The sequence below is a fragment of the Saccharothrix sp. NPDC042600 genome (genome assembly GCF_040647305.1).
In the GTDB taxonomy this organism is placed as follows: domain Bacteria; phylum Actinomycetota; class Actinomycetes; order Mycobacteriales; family Pseudonocardiaceae; genus Actinosynnema; species Actinosynnema mutabilis.
The window spans coordinates 19,625-36,224 of sequence record NZ_JBEZBW010000031.1 but is presented as its reverse complement, the minus strand read 5'-3'; the positions used below and the strand labels follow the sequence as shown (position 1 = coordinate 36,224).

19 protein-coding genes and 2 pseudogenes are annotated in these 16,600 nt (G+C 68.4%); 11 read left to right on the top strand and 10 right to left on the bottom strand.

The genetic code is table 11. From position 1 onward, the window contains the following. Nucleotides 1-195 precede the first annotated feature (195 nt). The gene (locus AB0A74_RS20305; RefSeq protein WP_358251456.1) at nt 196-654 is read left to right on the top strand and encodes an MmpS family transport accessory protein; all 459 of its coding nucleotides are present in this window, start codon (nt 196-198) and stop codon (nt 652-654) included. A 100-nt stretch (nt 655-754) separates the two neighbouring features. Here the strand turns inward: AB0A74_RS20305 and AB0A74_RS20300 are convergent, their stop codons facing one another. The 3 genes from AB0A74_RS20300 to AB0A74_RS20290 form a co-directional block, all read right to left on the bottom strand. After that, on the bottom strand, nt 755-1,294 hold the full coding sequence (locus AB0A74_RS20300) for a pyridoxamine 5'-phosphate oxidase family protein (protein WP_358251455.1): 540 nt from the start codon (nt 1,292-1,294) through the stop codon (nt 755-757). Between the two features lie 181 nt (nt 1,295-1,475). Further along, on the bottom strand, nt 1,476-2,747 hold the full coding sequence (gene mtnK, locus AB0A74_RS20295; RefSeq protein WP_358251454.1) for an S-methyl-5-thioribose kinase: 1,272 nt from the start codon (nt 2,745-2,747) through the stop codon (nt 1,476-1,478). Between the two features lie 28 nt (nt 2,748-2,775). Beyond that, nucleotides 2,776-4,248: an NAD(P)/FAD-dependent oxidoreductase gene (locus tag AB0A74_RS20290; protein ID WP_358251453.1), complete on the bottom strand. Its 1,473-nt coding sequence runs from the start codon at nt 4,246-4,248 to the stop codon at nt 2,776-2,778. A 136-nt stretch (nt 4,249-4,384) separates the two neighbouring features. On the opposite strand from AB0A74_RS20290, the gene AB0A74_RS20285 reads away from it, so the two are divergent. The 3 genes and pseudogenes from AB0A74_RS20285 to AB0A74_RS20275 form a co-directional block, all read left to right on the top strand. Beyond that, the gene (locus AB0A74_RS20285) at nt 4,385-5,110 is read left to right on the top strand and encodes a hypothetical protein (RefSeq protein ID WP_358251452.1); all 726 of its coding nucleotides are present in this window, start codon (nt 4,385-4,387) and stop codon (nt 5,108-5,110) included. Further along, on the top strand, nt 5,107-6,534 hold the full coding sequence (locus AB0A74_RS20280; protein ID WP_358251451.1) for an NAD(P)-binding domain-containing protein: 1,428 nt from the start codon (nt 5,107-5,109) through the stop codon (nt 6,532-6,534). Before AB0A74_RS20285 ends, AB0A74_RS20280 begins: the two co-directional genes overlap by 4 nt. Nucleotides 6,535-6,564: 30 nt before the next feature. Continuing rightward, nucleotides 6,565-6,711: pseudogene (locus AB0A74_RS20275) on the top strand (hypothetical protein); the annotation flags it as partial. Nucleotides 6,712-6,798: 87 nt separating this feature from the next. Here the strand turns inward: AB0A74_RS20275 and AB0A74_RS20270 are convergent. Beyond that, nucleotides 6,799-7,206, bottom strand: a complete 408-nt coding sequence (locus tag AB0A74_RS20270; RefSeq protein ID WP_358251450.1) for a hypothetical protein — start codon at nt 7,204-7,206, stop codon at nt 6,799-6,801. A 721-nt stretch (nt 7,207-7,927) separates the two neighbouring features. Between AB0A74_RS20270 and AB0A74_RS20265 the strand changes: the two genes are divergently transcribed. Beyond that, on the top strand, nt 7,928-8,062 hold the full coding sequence (locus AB0A74_RS20265) for a hypothetical protein (RefSeq protein ID WP_358251449.1): 135 nt from the start codon (nt 7,928-7,930) through the stop codon (nt 8,060-8,062). 267 nt (nt 8,063-8,329) lie between these two features. Here AB0A74_RS20265 and AB0A74_RS20260 read toward each other — a convergent pair whose 3' ends face one another. Then, nucleotides 8,330-9,334, bottom strand: coding sequence for a YafY family protein (locus AB0A74_RS20260; RefSeq protein WP_358251448.1), 1,005 nt, complete (start codon nt 9,332-9,334; stop codon nt 8,330-8,332). A gap of 105 nt (nt 9,335-9,439) precedes the next feature. Here AB0A74_RS20260 and AB0A74_RS20255 point away from each other — a divergent pair, with 105 nt between their 5' ends. Continuing rightward, a complete protein-coding gene (locus AB0A74_RS20255) occupies nt 9,440-10,174 on the top strand; it encodes an alpha/beta fold hydrolase (protein ID WP_358251447.1) in 735 nt (244 codons plus the stop codon). On the opposite strand, the gene AB0A74_RS20250 is transcribed toward AB0A74_RS20255, so the two are convergent. From AB0A74_RS20250 to AB0A74_RS20240, 3 genes and pseudogenes are all read right to left on the bottom strand, one after another. Then, entirely contained in the window at nt 10,066-10,947 is an 882-nt protein-coding gene (locus AB0A74_RS20250) for a DUF932 domain-containing protein (RefSeq protein WP_358251507.1), read from the bottom strand. The genes AB0A74_RS20255 and AB0A74_RS20250 overlap by 109 nt on opposite strands. A gap of 47 nt (nt 10,948-10,994) precedes the next feature. Next, a pseudogene (locus AB0A74_RS20245) lies at nt 10,995-11,072 on the bottom strand (TetR family transcriptional regulator); the annotation flags it as partial. A 480-nt stretch (nt 11,073-11,552) separates the two neighbouring features. Beyond that, nucleotides 11,553-12,293 carry a hypothetical protein gene (locus AB0A74_RS20240; RefSeq protein WP_358251446.1) on the bottom strand — a complete coding sequence of 247 codons (741 nt, stop codon included), beginning with the start codon at nt 12,291-12,293 and terminating at the stop codon, nt 11,553-11,555. 48 nt (nt 12,294-12,341) lie between these two features. Between AB0A74_RS20240 and AB0A74_RS20235 the strand changes: the two genes are divergently transcribed. Both AB0A74_RS20235 and AB0A74_RS20230 read left to right on the top strand, forming a co-directional pair. Then, the gene (locus tag AB0A74_RS20235) at nt 12,342-12,935 is read left to right on the top strand and encodes a squalene/phytoene synthase family protein (RefSeq protein ID WP_358251445.1); all 594 of its coding nucleotides are present in this window, start codon (nt 12,342-12,344) and stop codon (nt 12,933-12,935) included. Beyond that, on the top strand, nt 12,905-13,831 hold the full coding sequence (locus tag AB0A74_RS20230) for an integrase (RefSeq protein ID WP_358251444.1): 927 nt from the start codon (nt 12,905-12,907) through the stop codon (nt 13,829-13,831). The genes AB0A74_RS20235 and AB0A74_RS20230 overlap by 31 nt, the downstream gene beginning before the upstream one ends. On the opposite strand, the gene AB0A74_RS20225 is transcribed toward AB0A74_RS20230, so the two are convergent. Next, the gene (locus tag AB0A74_RS20225; RefSeq protein ID WP_358251513.1) at nt 13,825-14,046 is read right to left on the bottom strand and encodes a hypothetical protein; all 222 of its coding nucleotides are present in this window, start codon (nt 14,044-14,046) and stop codon (nt 13,825-13,827) included. The two genes, AB0A74_RS20230 and AB0A74_RS20225, sit on opposite strands and share 7 nt — an antisense overlap. Between AB0A74_RS20225 and AB0A74_RS20220 the strand changes: the two genes are divergently transcribed. After that, the gene (locus tag AB0A74_RS20220; protein ID WP_358251506.1) at nt 13,945-14,223 is read left to right on the top strand and encodes an integrase core domain-containing protein; all 279 of its coding nucleotides are present in this window, start codon (nt 13,945-13,947) and stop codon (nt 14,221-14,223) included. The genes AB0A74_RS20225 and AB0A74_RS20220 overlap by 102 nt on opposite strands. Nucleotides 14,224-14,310: 87 nt before the next feature. Here AB0A74_RS20220 and AB0A74_RS20215 read toward each other — a convergent pair whose 3' ends face one another. Next, nucleotides 14,311-14,712 carry a hypothetical protein gene (locus AB0A74_RS20215; RefSeq protein ID WP_358251443.1) on the bottom strand — a complete coding sequence of 134 codons (402 nt, stop codon included), beginning with the start codon at nt 14,710-14,712 and terminating at the stop codon, nt 14,311-14,313. Nucleotides 14,713-15,635: 923 nt separating this feature from the next. On the opposite strand from AB0A74_RS20215, the gene AB0A74_RS20210 reads away from it, so the two are divergent. Together AB0A74_RS20210 and AB0A74_RS20205 are read left to right on the top strand one after the other, a co-directional pair. Next, nucleotides 15,636-15,965 carry a hypothetical protein gene (locus AB0A74_RS20210; RefSeq protein WP_358251442.1) on the top strand — a complete coding sequence of 110 codons (330 nt, stop codon included), beginning with the start codon at nt 15,636-15,638 and terminating at the stop codon, nt 15,963-15,965. Further along, the gene (locus tag AB0A74_RS20205) at nt 15,944-16,582 is read left to right on the top strand and encodes a hypothetical protein (protein WP_358251441.1); all 639 of its coding nucleotides are present in this window, start codon (nt 15,944-15,946) and stop codon (nt 16,580-16,582) included. The genes AB0A74_RS20210 and AB0A74_RS20205 overlap by 22 nt, the downstream gene beginning before the upstream one ends. Nucleotides 16,583-16,600 lie beyond the last annotated feature (18 nt).

Here is a 16,600-nt window from a genome sequence, read left to right as displayed (position 1 = left end):
CGCGACCCTCGAAGCGCCCACCAAAGTGACGGGTATTTGCCTTCCAGATTTGACAACCGACACCCGCCGGGCATCGGGAAAACGAAATCACACCCTACTGGAGCATTGGTCAACACAACGCAGCGGTGCGACCATGACCGCGCACTCGCCGCGATTGCGCGAACCCGTCCGGGCGGCGGGAGAAAGTGAGGAACCATGACCTCCGCCACCGGCACGCGCCCCGACCGCCGTCCCGGGCGGAAACCGGCCGGCCGACGAACCCGTTCGATCACCGCCATCGTGGCCCTGGCCGCCGCCGGCACGGCCGCGTGGATGATCACCACCCGGGAGCCCGACCCGGCCCCGACCACGCACACGGTCGTCTACGAGGTCACCGGCCCCGGCGGCAAGGCGCCCGCGATCAGGTTCGCCACCGAGGGCGTGAACACCACCGAGCTGGCCGAGACCGTCGACCTGCCGTGGCGCCGGGAAGTCGTCCTGCCCGCCGGGCCGGGGCTGGGCGTGGCCCAGGTGATGGCGACCAACGGCGAGGGCAAGTCGATCTCGTGCACCATCACCGTCAACGGCCACCTCGTCGCCAACAACACGGCCAAGGGCGAACACGCCACCGTGTCCTGCTCGAACATGATCACCCCCGCGGCCGGGGGCCGGTGAACCGGCGCGCTGGCAGGCCTGCGCAGTCGAAGACCTCCCAGCCCTCCTCGCCGCCTGGCACGAGCAAGCGAGCGAAGGCTTCGACCCGCGCGAGCTTCCTTCAGACCGGCGGTTGTCGGTCGAGCAGCCCGACGGGGTCGTTGCTGTAGGCGACCATCCAGCCGGGTTCGATGCGGTAATAGATGCTCTCGTCCCAGAACGGGTCGTCGCTGTCGCCGTCGTAGTGGTTGACGAGGTAGTCGCGGATCGCCGGCCAGGTCGGGTCGCTGCTCGCCCCCTCGGGGTTGAGCGGAACGGCGTGTCCGTGCGTGAAGATGCCGAGCTGCTCGCCGCGCATGAAGGTCGCGCTGATGCCGGGCCGTGCCGCGAGGTGACGGGCTTTGGCGGCCTGGCGGTGGGTGCCGACGATCCACCGGCCGTGCAGGAAGTGCCCGTCGGCGCCGCTGATGCGCGGCTCACCGCGCCGGGTGACCGTGGCGATGGCCAGGGTGCACATGCCTTGGCAGACCCGGACGACCTGCTCGGCGTTCAAGGTGCTCTCACCTGGCCGGATGATCGATTTGAGGTGGCTGCTGGAGCCGGCCAGCGACGTGTCGAGCAGGACTTGGAGGCTGTGGAGCTCGTCGGGGGTTTCGAACACTCGGCCAGTCAATCAGCCCCCACCGACAGTGTCGGCTCAGTCGATGATGATGGAGTTGATCTCCTCGCGTTCGGTCGGACAGTTACGCCGACGTGGTGGAGGTGCCACGGTGGGCGTTGGACCTGGGCGCGGTGTTCGCCGGAAGGGATGGGTGTGCGCGGCTTGGCCGGCCGTCTGGGGGTCAGCCCGCGGGTGGTGTCGAACTGAGGTGGCCGGCGTGGTGTCGGGACCGGCGGGCGGCCTCGGTGACGTCGTGGATGTCGTGGTGGTCGTCGAGCAGCAGGGTGCGGGCCAGGCGCAGTGCGGCGCGCTCGCACGTGGCTCGGTGGTCGGCGTCCTCGATGGTGGTGAAGTCGGCGGGGCGGGCGAAGCCGACGACGCGCCGCACGACCTCCGCGGCGCAGAAGCCGGTGGTGTCGCGGAAGACCTCGTCCAGGTAGCGGAGGCGTTCCGCGTGCAAGGTGTCCGTGCCGGCGGGGAAGAGCGCGGCGGGGTAGGAGTCGCCGGTCGGTGTGGTGCGCCAGAGGTCGGCGAAGCGGGTGGCGAACGCGGTCCACACCGTCTCGACGGTCTCCAGGACCCGGGTCTGGGCGGGGGTTTCCGCACCCCCGGTCGGCGGGGTGGTGGCGAAGTAGTTGATGAGCAGGTGGGCGAGCAGGTTGCCGATGTCGAACCCGATCGGGCCGAAGCAGGCGAATTCCTGGTCGATGACGTGGGTGGCGTGGTCGGAGACCATGATCGAGCCGGTGTGCAGGTCGCCGTGCAGCAGTGCCTGCCTGCTGGTCAGGTAGCGGTCCTTGAGGCGGGCGACCGCGATGAGCACGGCGGTGTCGGCGCGCAGGTGCCGGACGTCGGCGTCGAGGTGGGGGCTGGTCCACCGGTTGCGGTGGAACGGGTGGTAGATCTCGGTGAAGACCATCTGCTCCATGATCGCGCACATCTCGGTGTTGCCCTCGAACTCGGCGACCAGCGCTCGTTTGCGGTGCGCGGGGAGCGCGAGGTCGCTGGTGTGGAAGAGGGTCCGGGCGAGGTAGTCGCCGAGGTGGTGGCCGAGGCGGTCGGGTGGCGGGCCGGTGATGAGCGCTTGGCGGAGCACGACGTGCCCGTCGAGGTACTCGATGGCCTGCAGGTGGGTTCCCGGGTCGTGGTGCAGGGGTTCGGGCACGTGGTCGGGGGCGTGGCGGCGGTGTTCTTGCAGCGCGCGGTGCTCGTAGTGGGCGCGGTGCGGGGACAGGGGCCAGGACGATCCGGCGACGCGCACGTACGGCGGCGCCTGCTTCACGCAGACCGCGCCGTCGGGGCCGTGCACGGAGAACACGAAGTTGACGTTGCCGTCGCCGATCTCCCGCACCTCCCAGCGCGCCGGGTCGCCACCGAGCCGCTCGGCGAGCGCGGGGACGGCGGCGACCCGGGCGGCCAGGTCGACGAGATCGGGCTGGGTCGGGGTTCCCACGGTGTCCTCCGCGCGGTCGACGTGGTGGTCACGGGCGCCACCACGGGGGGACGGGCAGGCCGAAGCACGTGCGCAGGACGTCTTCGGCCGAGGTGAGCGTGCCTTCGAGCGACCCCGGGTCCGGGGTCCAGCAGTCGCTGACGACGTGCACCCGTTCGCCGGCGACGGGGTGGCGGGCGAGGGGTGCGTGGTCGCGGGCGTCGTGTCCCGGCCGCCACACGTGCCAGGCGGCGCTCCAGTCGGCCCAGCAGGCGTCCAGGGGGCGGTCGAGATCGGGCAGGCCGTGCATCCGGGCCAGCAGGGCGTGCGCGTGGTCCACCATCGCCGCGCCGGGGCTCGGCGCGGGTCGGGCGGTGTGGTGCGGCCGGCTGTCCCGGTAGGGCGTCCAGGCGCGCGTGCACCGGCCGCTGGGGTAGGCGGCCAGGACCAGTGCCGGGCCGTTCGCGGCGGAGGACGGGCAGGTGCCGCCGTACCAGAGTTGCCGCAGCGCGGTGTCGGTGGTGCTGCGGCCCCCGGTCGTGCCCAGGCGTCGCCACCACGGTCGTGGGTAGAGCAGGAAGAGCTTGAAGGCGGGCACGGCCTCGACCGCGTCCAGCGCGCGGCGCAGCCGACGGGCGACCGGCAGCCCGTCCGGGTCGAGGTCGCGCAGGGCCTCCGGGGGGAGCGCGAGCACCACCGCGCGGGCGCGGGCGGGCGGGAGCCCGGCGAAGGTCAAGCGGTAGTGGCCGGGCTCCCGGTCCAGGCGCAGCAGCCTGCTGCCGGTGCGCGTGTGGCCGCCGGCGACGGTGAACCCGGCGTGCAGGGCGTCGGTCACGCTCTGCATCCCGTGCCGCAGGGTGAGGTACTCGGCGTCGGGCGGGGTGCGCAGGAGCAGGTCGAGCCGGGCGGCGGCGCTCTCGCCGCTGTGGCGGAGGTCGTACCCGCCGACGTCGTGGAGGAACGCGACCGCGTCCGTGCCCAGCGCGAAGTCGAGGGCCTGGGGCCAGGTCAGCCCGCCCAGCGACCGGTCCGCGAGCCGGACCCGGTCCCGCCGGCGGCGGAAGGTCTCCAGCAGGTCCGTCCGGGCACGGTCGCCGCGAGCCTCGTGCAGGCGGCGGCGGAGGTCGGCGAACCCGGGGACCAGGCGTTCGGCGGCCTGCCCCACCAGGTCGTCGGGAGCGGGGCGGATCTCCCGCTCGCGGGTGACCACACCGTGCCGCTGCACCAGGTTCTCCGGGCGGGAGAACGTGAACGGGACCAGGTCGCGGTCCAGGCCCAGCGCGTGGAGCAGTCCGAGCACCGGCCTCAGCCCGCGGTGCACCCGCATCGCGCCGAGGTCGGCCACGAGGTCGGGGGCGTGCCGCATCGGGGCCGACCACAGCCGGCCGCCGATCCGGTCGGAGCGCTCGTAGAGGGCGATCGACCTGCCCGCGCCCGCGAGCCGGTACGCGCAGTAGCAGCCCGCCGCACCGGCTCCCACCACCGCTGCGTCGAGCACATCGCCTTCATGCACGCTCCGCATCAGGGTCGTCACTCTACGCCATGTGGGCATCTGTGACTTCCTGTACAGTGCTCGTCACGTGCAGTGATCAAGCGGTGTGACGAGGCGATACCGGCCGGACGAGCGCGATCGGCGGGTGCGCCGGAAGCGAGGCGACGTGATCTTCCGTGAAGCCGTGCTCGCCGAAGCCGCCGCCGGTTACCACCGGCTCACCGAGTACTACCGGGACATCCGCGTCTTCTTCGAGGTCCTCTCGGTCCGCTTCGCCCTGCCGGAGTACGGCGTGCGGCTGCGCCCGGTCGGGGGCAACGAGCTGTTCTCCAACGCCAACAGCTACCTGCTCTCCGACGACAGCGCCTATCCCTACTACCTGTGGACCCCGACCTGGCTCGGGCGGTCCTACGTCGACGCCGACCACGTGCCCGACGGGCAGGCGCCCGACGACCTGCTCACCGCCCGGACGAGGTTGATCGCCTTCGTCTGGCCGTGGCTCGGGTTCAACGACGCCTACGTCGAGGACGCCGCACAGCCCGAGTGCTGGTTCGGCGTCGCCGAGCCGCACCCGGACGACGACACCGAGACCGTCCACGCCACCGCCCAGAGCCTGTTCAACTTCTTCCGGTTGGAACGCACCTTCGAAGCCGAGGTCGGCGGCTGGCTCACCGGCAACTTCCACAGCCACCTCGCCATCGGCTGCAACCTCACCGGCCACTGGTTCCTGCGCCGCGTGCCGCTGGCCACCCTCACGAACTACTACCAGGTGGAACAACGGGTGATCCGGCCCATCGGCGAGAAGTTCGCCGCACTGCGCCACGCCCCGACCGAACGGCGGCACAACGGCCACGCGCCCACGCTCGACATGGTCGTGCCGCAACCGCGATGACCGGCGGCCGGGACGCCGGGGTGTGCGTGGTCGGCGCGGGTTTCGCCGGGCTCGCCGTCGCCCGGGAGCTCGACGTTCGGGGCGTCCCCTTCGCCTGCCTGGACCGCGGGACGGGCATCGGCGGCCTCTGGAGCTACTCGGGCGGTTCCGCCGGCCCGGCCTACCCGTCGCTGCGCCTGAACACCTCCAAAGGACCCACGGCGTTCAGCTGGGCCGCGATGCCCGACGCCTACCCGACGCACCCGCGCCACGACCAGGTCGCCGCCTACCTCGACGCCTGCGCCCATGCCTTCCGCGACCGGGTCGAGCTGCGCACCGCCGTCGAGCACGTCCGCCCCCACGAGTCGGGCGCCTGGGACGTCACCACCCGCGACCACCGGGGCGCGACCCGGGTCCGGCGCTTCGCGCACGTGGTGGTCGCCGCGGGCCACCACTGGACACCCCGGCTGCCGGAGCCGCCGATCCCCGGCATCGACTCCTTCCCCGGACCGGTCGTCCACACCCTGGACTACCACGGCGCGGACGCCTACCGGGGCCGTCGCGTGCTCGTGCAGGGACTGGGCAACTCCGCCTGCGACATCGCGTCCGACGTGTCCCGCGTGGCGTCGAGCACCGTCCTGTCGGCGCGACGCGGCGCACACGTGGTCCCGCGCAGGCTGCTGGGGGTGCCCTGGGACGAACTGCGCCGCCGGTGGTGGTGGACCGTCCTGCCGTTCGGGGCGCGGCGCCTGCTCGTGGAGGCCGTCCTGCACGCCCGACGCGGCCCGCTGACCGCGTACGGCCTGCCCGAACCGGCGCGGCGGGTGCTGTCCGAGCCCCTGGTCGTCTCCGACGACCTGCTGGAGCACATCGCCCGGGGCGCCATCACCGTCGCCCCGGCGGTCCGCGGCGTGGACCAGGCGACCGTGCACTTCGCGGACGGGACCAGCCGTGCGTTCGACGCCGTCGTCCACTGCACCGGCTACCGCCCGGACACGACCCTGGTGCCCCGCGAGGTGCTGTGCCGGGCCGACGGGCGGATCGCGCTGTACCTCCGGATCATCCCGCCACACCGCCCGGGCCTCTACTTCGCCGGTCTCGTGCGCGGGATCGTCCACCCGCTCGGCGCGCTGACCCCGGTCTTCGAGGCGCAAGCGCGGTGGATCGCCGACGTGATCCGCGGCGCGATCACGACACCGGACCCCCCGACGATGACCACCGAGATCGACGCCCACCTGACCCACACCGCCCACCTCCACGGCACCGCCCCCGCCGCCCCCCTCCACATCGACGTGCCCCACTACCTACGCACCCTCCACGACCAATCCCGCCCACGACGGGCGCCCCGGACACGCGAGCACGACCAATCCACGTTCGCCCAACCGCACACCACACGCTCGCCCTGGCGGCAGGAAGCCGATCGTGGGGCGCACCGGCCGACGTGACCGGCGGCCGGCGGTGCGCGGCTCGCGGTTCACCGGAACCTGTGGAAGCTGCGCACGGATGTCCCGTGGCGGGATCTGCCCGAGCGATATGGGCGGTGGCGGTCGGTCTACCGCGAAGCCATGGTCCGCTGGGCCATGATCCGCACCGCCACCCGCCAGCTCGCCCCACAGAGGTAGTTCACAAACAGCCACTTGTGATCAGGTACCTAGCTGCAATCATGTGGGCTGACTCGTTGCTGCCGCTCGGAGGCGCGGGATCGCCGCTCAAGCGGCAATGGAAACCCAATGAGTGCCGCCAAGGCCGCCGCCCCAGAGGATTTGCCCGGTTCGAATCGAATTGGTTGTCCGGCAGTAGACCTTGTAGTTGAGGTAGGTGCTCCCCCAAGTTTTCTTGTAGACATTGTGGTAATGGAAATACTCGGTGTAAGTGCCGAGCCCGCCTTGTGACGGAATGAACAACTTGTCGCCTTGAGGACTGTTGGGAACCCATACATAGAATTTCTCGACAAAGTCAGCCGGAGCGGGGTACCGGCTGACGCACGCCGCCCGCACCCAAAGATTGTTCCAGCCTGGGCCTGTAGTTGCCTGCGCGGACGTCGCCAGGAACAGCGACGCCATTGTCATTGACATCACTGTCGCGATCGCCAGTCGGGCAATCTTGTAAAGTTTCACAACAGCTTCCCCTTCGGCTTTGCCGCCCGCTTGCTTAAGGTGGCTTTTAATCTGGCGACACGATGCTTGCCAGCTGAAGGGGGCAACAGTTGCCGAGGATCGCGACTGCGATCGCAGTCGAGTACGGAGGCGGTGCTCGTCATCGGAAGATTGCCGCCGTACTGATACCTGGCACCCATCGGACCATCCCGTTCCACTGGGGCACTCTTGGAATAAATTGTGCAAAAGGCCGAACCGTTAACACCCAAATGGGTGAACCTTGGTGGGCTGTAGGTTGCCACCGCCCTTAGGTCCTGCGCGTGGCAGTCGACTGTCGTGCTGCGGTCTCCGGGACCGCGAGGGCGATGTGCCTGCTGGGGTGGCTGCGCGAACGTCGGTCGCCACAACCAAGCGGGGTTGAGGTCTCTCCGCATTGGGCAAGGGTCACGGACGCTGGTCCAGCGGCCAGAGCTTGTTCTGTCACTGCTCGTCGTGTCTCGCTCGCCCGTGCCCACGTCCCGACCGAGGAACACCTGTCGGCCCCTGATCATGCTCGGTGCTTCCGTCTTGTGCCGGGTGGTCGCGGACGGGCACCGCAGGCCAGCAGCCACGTTACGACGGTGTGGCTGCCGATAACTCCATCCACGCAGGTAGAGGGCGCGCTAAGCCCAGGAGCTCGAAGCGCTCGCAGCACGGCTGTCATCCGCCGTGGCATCGACCAGCACGGCATGACGACCGGCTGTTGCCGCTCCGTCTGGCCTACCGCGGCGCGACCAACGCCTTCGCGCTGCTGCGCCTGCTGCCCCTGAGCGACAGGTTCGGCTTCGCGCGGGAGCTGTCATTCATTCGCCCAACAGAGAAGCTGTGGATGCCCTGATTGTGCGGCGCGAAACCGGGTACGGGTGGCGCTTCCGCTGCGTAGGGCGGACGGTGACGACGCAGGCAGCGGTCCGTTGCCCGAAAATTGCGGATCGACCGCCGTGCGCATGATTGTGTGAATGGGTGGACGTTCGCAGCACCGCGCCGATGACATCGGTAGTTCTGGACAACGGATCAATCAGCGGGGTGTGGCGGCGGAGGCTGCTCTTCTGCACTGTGCAAGCCCGACACACCCCTGGTCGGTGTGGTGCAGATGCTGAAGGAGTCAGCGTTTGGCGCCTTGGCGGTCCGGGTCTTTGGCAAGGCCGGCAGGCGCCTCGGGTCGCGGGCTTCGTTCTGCCGGTTCTCGTTCTGCGGCTGCTGCGAGCTGTTCAGCCAATGCCCTGAGGGCATGCCTCAGCTCGGCGGGGTGGTGGATGGTGAAGGGCCATTGCAGGGAGGCGAGGAGGTGAGCCATGCCGTCGAGGCGTTCGGCCCGTGCGCGCATGAGGACGCCCGTGGTGTCGACGGTGAGAGTTGCCATCGAGCGGGGCAGTCGGCGGGCGATCTCGTCGATGGGTCCATGGATCGTCACCTCGACTTGCCAGCGGTAAGGGACCTGCGCCAGGGCCGCGGTCAGGTGGGCGACGGCGTCGAAGTCCTCAGGGACGGTGAAGTCGTGGGCTTTGGGGGTGGCGGATTCGATGCGGTCGACGCGGAAGGTTCGCAGGGTGTCTCGGAGGTGGTCGTGGCCGACGAGGTACCACCGGCCGTTGTGGAAGACCACGCCGTAGGGGTCGACGTCGCGTTCGGTGCTCTGCCGGCGCCACGACTGGTAGCCGATGTTGACCGTCGTGCGGCTGAGGGTGGCTTGGGCCAGGGCGAGCAGGATACCGGTGCCTGGTGCCTGCCCGATCACAGTGTTGGTTGTGAAGGCGAGGGACTCGCGGATGGCGGCGAGCGGTTCGCGCAGCGCTTGCGGCAGCACCCGCTCGATCTTCGCCAGAGCGCCCGCGGTGGCCAGCGTGGTGCCCATCCCGACACGTTCTGCGGCGACCAGGCCCAGGACAACGGCGAGTGCCTCGTCGTTGGTGAGGACCAGCGGTGGCATTCGGTAGCCGCGGGCCAGTCGATAGCCGCCATAGCGGCCGCGTTCCGCCTCCACCGGCACACCGAGGTCGCGCAAGTGAGCGGTGTATCGGCGCACGGTGCGGACATCGGTGCCGAGGCGGTTGGCCAATTCGGCTCCGGTGAGCGTGGGGTGGGACTGGAGCAGCTCCAGCAGCGTCAAGACGCGGGTGAGGGGATGCGACACGGGTCACCCCACATATCAGGGCCGATTCTGTCCTGTATCGAGTCTACGCTCCCGGCAGACACCAAAATTCGGGGAGATCGCATGGCTACGTTCGTACTGGTTCCAGGCGCCTGGCTCGGGGCGTGGGCGTGGGACGAGACCGCTCGCGCTCTGCAGGAGCGCGGCCACACCGCGATAGCGGTGACGCTGACCGGCCTGGCCGAGCGCGCCGCGCTGGGCGGTCCCCAGACGGATCTGGAAACCCACGTTCGCGACATCACCGATCTTGTCGAGGGGCGGGCTCTGCGCGGCGTCACGTTGGTGGCACACAGTTACGCGGCCGCTCCGGTCACCGTGGCCGCGGGACGTCTCGGTGACCGGCTCGGGCGCGTGATCTACGTGGACAGCGCCCCGTTCGCGGAGGGGATGTGCATGCTCGACCTCATGCCGCCGCAAGTCGCCGACCAGTTGCGTGAGCAGGTCACCGCATTCGGGGACGGCTGGCGGCTCGCGATGCCGCCGATCGACGTTCTCGGCGTGTCCAGCAGCCTCGACGGGCTCGACGAGGCCCAGCGGGAACGACTGCTCGCGCATGCCACGCCTCAGCCGTTCGGCACCTACACCCAGCGCCTCGCCGAGGCTGTCGCCCCTGGACCCGGAGTGGACCGTGTCGTGATCGCCTGCCACGACTTCAAGGGCCTGCTCGACGCCGGGATTCCGATGCTGACCTACCTGAACGAGCCGCCGTGGCGGCGCTTCGACATGCCCACGGGACACTGGCCGATGCTCTCGGCCCCTGCCGAACTCGCCGACGTTCTCGACGCGGCCGTCTCCTGAGCTGCCGAGCCTGCACAGCCATGCTTGACCAGGAACGCGTACGCATGTCGCGAGCAAGCGCACAAGCTCTGGCGGGCGGGGTCAGGAGGCCACAGCGGAGGCGGTGGTCCGGCGGGTCTTCGCCATCCAGGCCCAGGACACGACAGCGGCCGCCCTGGGCATCCTGCAGTGCGCTCGGGTCGGTGAGCATGCGGTGGATGCCGGCGGTGGATTCCGCGCCCATCCCGTAGGAGCAGATGTACGGGATGGGCGTCGCGGGAGGGCTCGTAGTGGTCCAGGTACTCGGTGATGGCCTGCAACCCGGCCCAGCGGGTGCCGCGGATGTTGTGCTGGGTGCCGGCGTCGGTCCACAGCCGCATCAGCTGGTGGCGGCGACGGTCGGCGTTCAACCGGGTGCGGGGCGGGGCGGTGGCGTCGTTGACCGGCCACACGGTCTCGACGAACTCGCGGATTTCGTCGGTGGACAGCTCGGCCTCGATCTTCCGCTGGGCCTGTTGTTCGAAGGCCTCGGCGTAGCCGTACATCAGCCGTAGCTTCGACCTGATCTCGGCGACGTTGATCGTGGCGTTGCGGGTGTGGCGGATGGCCACCGACGCGACCTGGTCGCGGATCACCATCGGGAGCTGGTTGGCGCACGCCACCCGGAACGGCACCAGGCTGACCCGGAACGCGGCGCTGCCGTCGTGGGAGTTGAACACCACCAGGTACAGCTCCACCGTGTCGACGCCCGCGACGCTCGGTGTCGGGCAGCTGGTCCAGCCGGGTACGGCGATCGTCGTTGACGGCGCGCATGGTCTCGTCGACCACCGCGCAACAGCCCTTCCTTCGACCGGAAGTGGTAGCTCACCGACGCGATGTTGGTACCGGCGGCCTCGGTCAACGCCCGCAGCGAAGTCATGGGCCTGACCGCAGTGGTGGTCGGCGCCGGGATCGGCGGGTTGACGGCGGCGCGTGCGCTGGAGCGGGCGGGGTGGCGGCCTACGAGTTCCCGGACTACCCCGATCCGACTACGCGGGCTACACGGTCTGGCGCGGGCTCGTGCCGGACGCGCTGCCGAACGTGCCAGTGGTGCTGTCGGAGGCCTGGGATCGGGGCGCTCGGTTCGGGATCGCTGTGCTTGCCGAGTTGGCCGTTGACGATCGGGGCGGCGCCGTCGAGCGCGAGCGTGACGAGGCTGACGAAGGCCAGTAGCAGCCGAGTTGGGCGAACCTGAGCGCGCCCTGCACGGGCGATCGTCAGGTGATGTGTGGCCTGAGTTGGCTCATGCCGCGCCGTGAGGCCCCCGTCGCGTGCACCTGCGGTGATGCTGCAGGTGGGGCTGTTTCACGCACTGACCGAATGAGTCGGCTGGGTCTGACCGGTCAGCCGTCCGGCGGCCTCAGAGTCGCAGCAGCCCCGCGGCGAGCGACTCACGCAATCCGGCGGGCGGCTCCTGGTAGCCCTCGTCCCACAGTGCACCGGGAAAGCCGCCGGCCGCGAACGCAGCGTTGAGATCGTCGACGAACCAGATCGCGGGCCCCACCTTCCCGTCGATTCCGGGGGCGGGCAGGTCGATGCCGTAGGGGGCGTCGCCGCTGATGTTCGCCTTGTGGAGCTCGTCGGGCGCGTAGTCGAGCTGGAACGGGATGCCGGCGTCCCGGCGTGCGGTGTCCTTGAGGTACGCGGCGTACTCGGCCTCGTAGTAGGAGCGCGAGCCGCCCCGCTCGGCCCACTCGAGCCGCACCACCAACGGGTCCGCGAGCACGCTGGTCGGCCACTCGGGCAGATCCCCGACGAGCCACACGTCGCCCACCTGTCGGATCCACGCGCTGATCGTCATCGGGAACGGCGCGAACGTCACCTCCAGCCAGTCGGCCAGCGCGGACGCGCCCGGCGACGGGGGAACGTGGGCGCGACACGGCGTCCCCTCGTCGTCGTTCTCCCGCGCACGGAAGCCCCGCGCCTGCAGCCGCTCAACGAGCGTCTCGACGTTCCTGCGGGCACGGTCGGCGAACTCGCGCGCCACCGCCTCGGCGTCCTCGCGGTACGGGGCGTCGAAGACCCGTAGGCCAAGACCGCGCAGATCGCGCCATACGTCGTCGGGATCACCGGACACGTACCGCTTGTGGAAGCTCGCCATGGCCACCATCCTTGCAAGGGGCCACCGGCGTTGGTGGCGAGGTCTCGGTTGCCGACTCGAACGGCGATCCGCAACGTCATCGAGCAGCCGCACCCCGCTGCGCTCGGCGACCATCGCGATCAGTGGCACGACTCGGACCTTCGCCGAGCCATCCCCGCCGAGAAGCACGGCATCGTCGAGGATCCACAGTTCGCGGACATCCTCTGTGATCTTGCCGAAGATCTGGACGACGGGCGCCTGTACCTGCCGTTGGAGGATCTCGACCGGTTCGGTGTTAGCGCCGAGGACTTGAAGTGCAGGCGGTGGACGCCCGCTATGGCAATGCTCATCGCGTTCGAGACCGACCGTGTCAGCCGAGGTTTCGCAGAACTGTTTCCAACGTTGTGGTTCTTGCTGCAGATGCGTGAGGTGCGGGCCGCGGGACCGGCGGTGCTGACTCGATCCACCCGGTTCCGGTTTCCCGACTTCGTCAACGCGTGGCGGCCGGCGTTGTGCCTGCCGATAACCTCATCCATGCAGGTAGAGGACGCGCGGCACCCAGGGCATCGAGGGGCTCAGGGTCACGGTTGCCATCCGCCGTGGTGTCGGCCAGCACGGCATGATGATCGGCTGTGCTGCTCCGACTGGCCTACCTCGGCGTGACCAACACGTTCGCGTTGCTGCGCCTGCTGCCCCTGAGCGACCGGGACAAGGACACGGAGATCCTGGCGCTGCGCCACCAGATCATGGTCCTACAACGCCAACTCGGAGACACCCGACCACGGTTCTCCCCCGCCGACCGGGCCTTCCTCGCGGCACTGCTGCACCGACTCCCGGCGCAAGCGCTTCGTCGACTCCGGCTACTGGTACGCCCGGAGACAGTCCTGCGGTGGCACCGCGACCTCCCCGCCCGCCGCCACGCAGCCAGATCCCGCCCCAAGCGGCCCGGCCGACCACGGACCATCCGCTCGATCCGACTCTTGGTACTACGCCTAACGCGCGAGAATCCCACCCGGGGCTACCGCCGCATCCACGGCGAACTCCTCGTACTCGGCATCACAGTCGCCGCCTCCACCGTCTGGCAGATCCTCCAGGACGCCGGGGTCGACCCGGCACCAGAACGCGTCTCCACGCCCTGGTCGGCCTTCCTCCGCTCCCAAGCCGACCCGATCCCGGCCTGCGACTTCTTCGAGACCACCACCCTGAGCGGCACCCGCCTTTACGTGCTCGCGGTGATAGAGCACGCCAGCCGCCGCATCCGCGTCCTCGACGCCACCGCGCACCCCACCGCCTCCTGGGTCACCCAAGCCGCCAGGAACCTCGTCATGGATCTTGAAGAGGCGGGTAGTTCCGCGCGGTTCCTGATCCGCGACCGGGATGGAAAGTTCCCCGCCCTGTTCGACGCCGTCCTCGCCGACGCCGGTATCCAGGTCGGCCTCACCTGTGTCCGGATACCGCGCATGAACGCGATCATGGAACGCTGGATCCACAGCTGCCGCCACGAACTCCTCGACCGCACCCTCATCTGGAACCAACCGCACCTACTCCAAACCTACTGATGGACCTCGGAGACCCGGTAGACGACTTCCGATTCCTCATCCGCGACAGGGCAGGCCAGTTCACCACCTCGTTCGACGCGGCCTTCTCCGCCACCGGCACCCACGTCGCGAAGATCCCACCACGATGCCCACGAGCCAACGCCCACGCCGAACGATTCGTCGGCACCCTCCGACGCGAAGCCACCGACCGACTGCCCATCCTCAACGAACACCACCTCCGGACAGTGCTGGACCGCTTCGCGACCCACTACAACCACCGCAGACCACACCAAGCACGCCAGCTCGCACCAACACGACCGGACAGGCCAGAGGTAGAGCCCAGCTGCACGTCGATACATCGCCGACCAGCCCTCGGCGGCCTAATCAATAAGTACGAACACACAGTCGCTTAACCGCAGGTCTGACCCCTGTAGCTGACTTTTGACACCCCACAAGCGCGCCCCGATTTCCCAAACCTCTCAAATGCCAGGCCGAGTGGATCACATTCGCATGGAACGAGGTCGTTCACACACTTTCAATCCACCACTACGGTCAATTTCGAAAAATACGCTGCCCGCGTCGTATTTGTGCAACAAGTCTGCCGCATCAGACCTCACAATGACTTGATTTTCAATCGCCGACCTGACAACGGAAACGATACGCTCGCGAATCACGTCGAGTGATCCTGCGTCATCCAAATCGAGTTCGGGCCGCACCGTAGGAGGTATCGCAAGAAACTTGATACCGACCTCTTGCGGGTTCCATGCCAGTTGAAGTTTTACATCGGAGTCACCATAGGCAAAATCGTAAAAAGACGATCTATAACGGGCAATGCCCTTCGCTAGCCAGGGCTTCAAGTTCTCTACTACGGCATTTTCAAGGCGCTGGAGGGAGTTTTCCATTGCATATCCGATGTGAGTAAGTTTCGAGATAGTGAGTCGCTAGGCTACGGACTATTATCGGACATCGAGTGACCTCCCTCAACTTGATCACGATAACATGTAAGATCGACGATCAGTTCGATCTTGACCGCCGTCCGGCGACGGGGTAAGGCAGACGCTGGTTCAATCGTCCACCAGGCCGCAGATCAGCCGCTCCACGTAATGGTGCCTTCCGCATGTTTTGCCCCACCTCCCTCCCAAGGTGGGTTCTATACGGCAGCGCGCTTGTTGCCTCTTCTCGATACGGCGCCCTAGCAAACGTTATCCGCTCTCTGCACGGGACAGCCCTTCGAAGGACACGAGGCTGATGCAGCGAGAGAGCAGATCATGTAACGATCAGTCCTTACGGAACGATTCAACTTGCATAGCTAAACAGGAGGAGGTCTCATGTCTCCCGATTTCTGGCTTGGCCTATCCCTCTCCGTGCCAATCGGCTTGGCCGTCAACATTGCAACCCCATATCTCGCAAGTCTCCTCGCACGAGGAAGCAGCAAACTAGCAATCAAACGCGCAGATCAGAAATCTCAAATAATCACAGAAGCCGCGCAACTCAACTCGAATGTTCGATCATTTTACTCCTTTCTCCTAACGTCGGTTCTGCGTACTACATACGTCGGCGCTATTGTGGGAATTCTTACCAGCCTACTGGGTGCAATAAGTACCGCATCTATACACTATGGCCCGATCTTTCGCCTCCTTGCACAACTCTGTGCACTTGCTGGCGCGGTTCTCGTGCTAAACATCGCACGAAACGCCCTTACGATGGTTCGTGCGGTTAATGATCTCCGCCGCAAGGCCCATATTCCGCTGTAACAGCTTACTGAGCTTTGTTTGTTGGGGTTACGGGTTGGATGGGTGTGAGGCCGGTTTCGGGGAGGAAGCCGGTGAGCAGGGTGGGGTGGCGTTGGAGGTTGGAGAAGTACGTCGCCGACCACGCCCCGGCCGCAGCCGACCCGGCTCCACCCGCTGTCGCACCGGCCACCAAGCGGGTCCGCGACCTCCGTGCCGAGGTCGACGAGGCCCACGTCCTTCTGGAATCGCAGGCCGACGCCGCGCCGCTGCTGGTGGACACCGACCGGGTCCGGCGCAGCCGCAAGCGCGCAGCCGCAAGCGCGCAGCCGAAGCCGCCCGCCTGCACGCCCTGGCCCAGGACCCGGCCGCACGGGCCTGGCAGGCATCGCGGGTACGCCTGGTGCTCACCACCGCGGCGCTGACAGCACTGGTCGGGGCACTGGCATGGTCCACCACCGGAATTCACCACACGCTCACCCGAGGCATGGTCGAACGCACCGCCGGGTGGTGGGGCGCCTGGGCAGTGGAGCCGGTGATCTCGACGGTGCTGCTGGTGGTGGTCGGCGCCCGGGCCTTCCTGGCGACCCGCGGCCGGGTGCTGCACCACCCACACCTGACGGTGGTCGAGTACGGCGCATTGGCGGTGACGCTGACGCTCAACGTGTGGCCGTACCTGCCGTGGGTGTCGTTGCCGTGGACGCGGTTCGACTCGATGCAACTCCTCGCCCACGCCATCGGCCCGCTGGTCGCGGTCGGCGCCGTGGCAGTGTTGCCGATCATCTGGACGGCATTCGCCGACCTCGACCACGGCCTACCGGTAGGCCCTACTCCCACCTCCACCAGCCCTGAGTACGGGCAAAACGCGCCTGGCACCGCAGCGGCACAGCGCGACCACCGGCGACCGAGTGGCCCTACTGGTAGACCGCGCCCGCTGGATGATCGCCGCTGGCCAACTGTCCGCCGACCATCCTCGACGCAGCTGCGGAAGGCGTTGGGATGCGGCACCGGCACCGCGGGAAGACCGAGACGCCTTGCGTAGGAGTACCGCGTGAGCGTC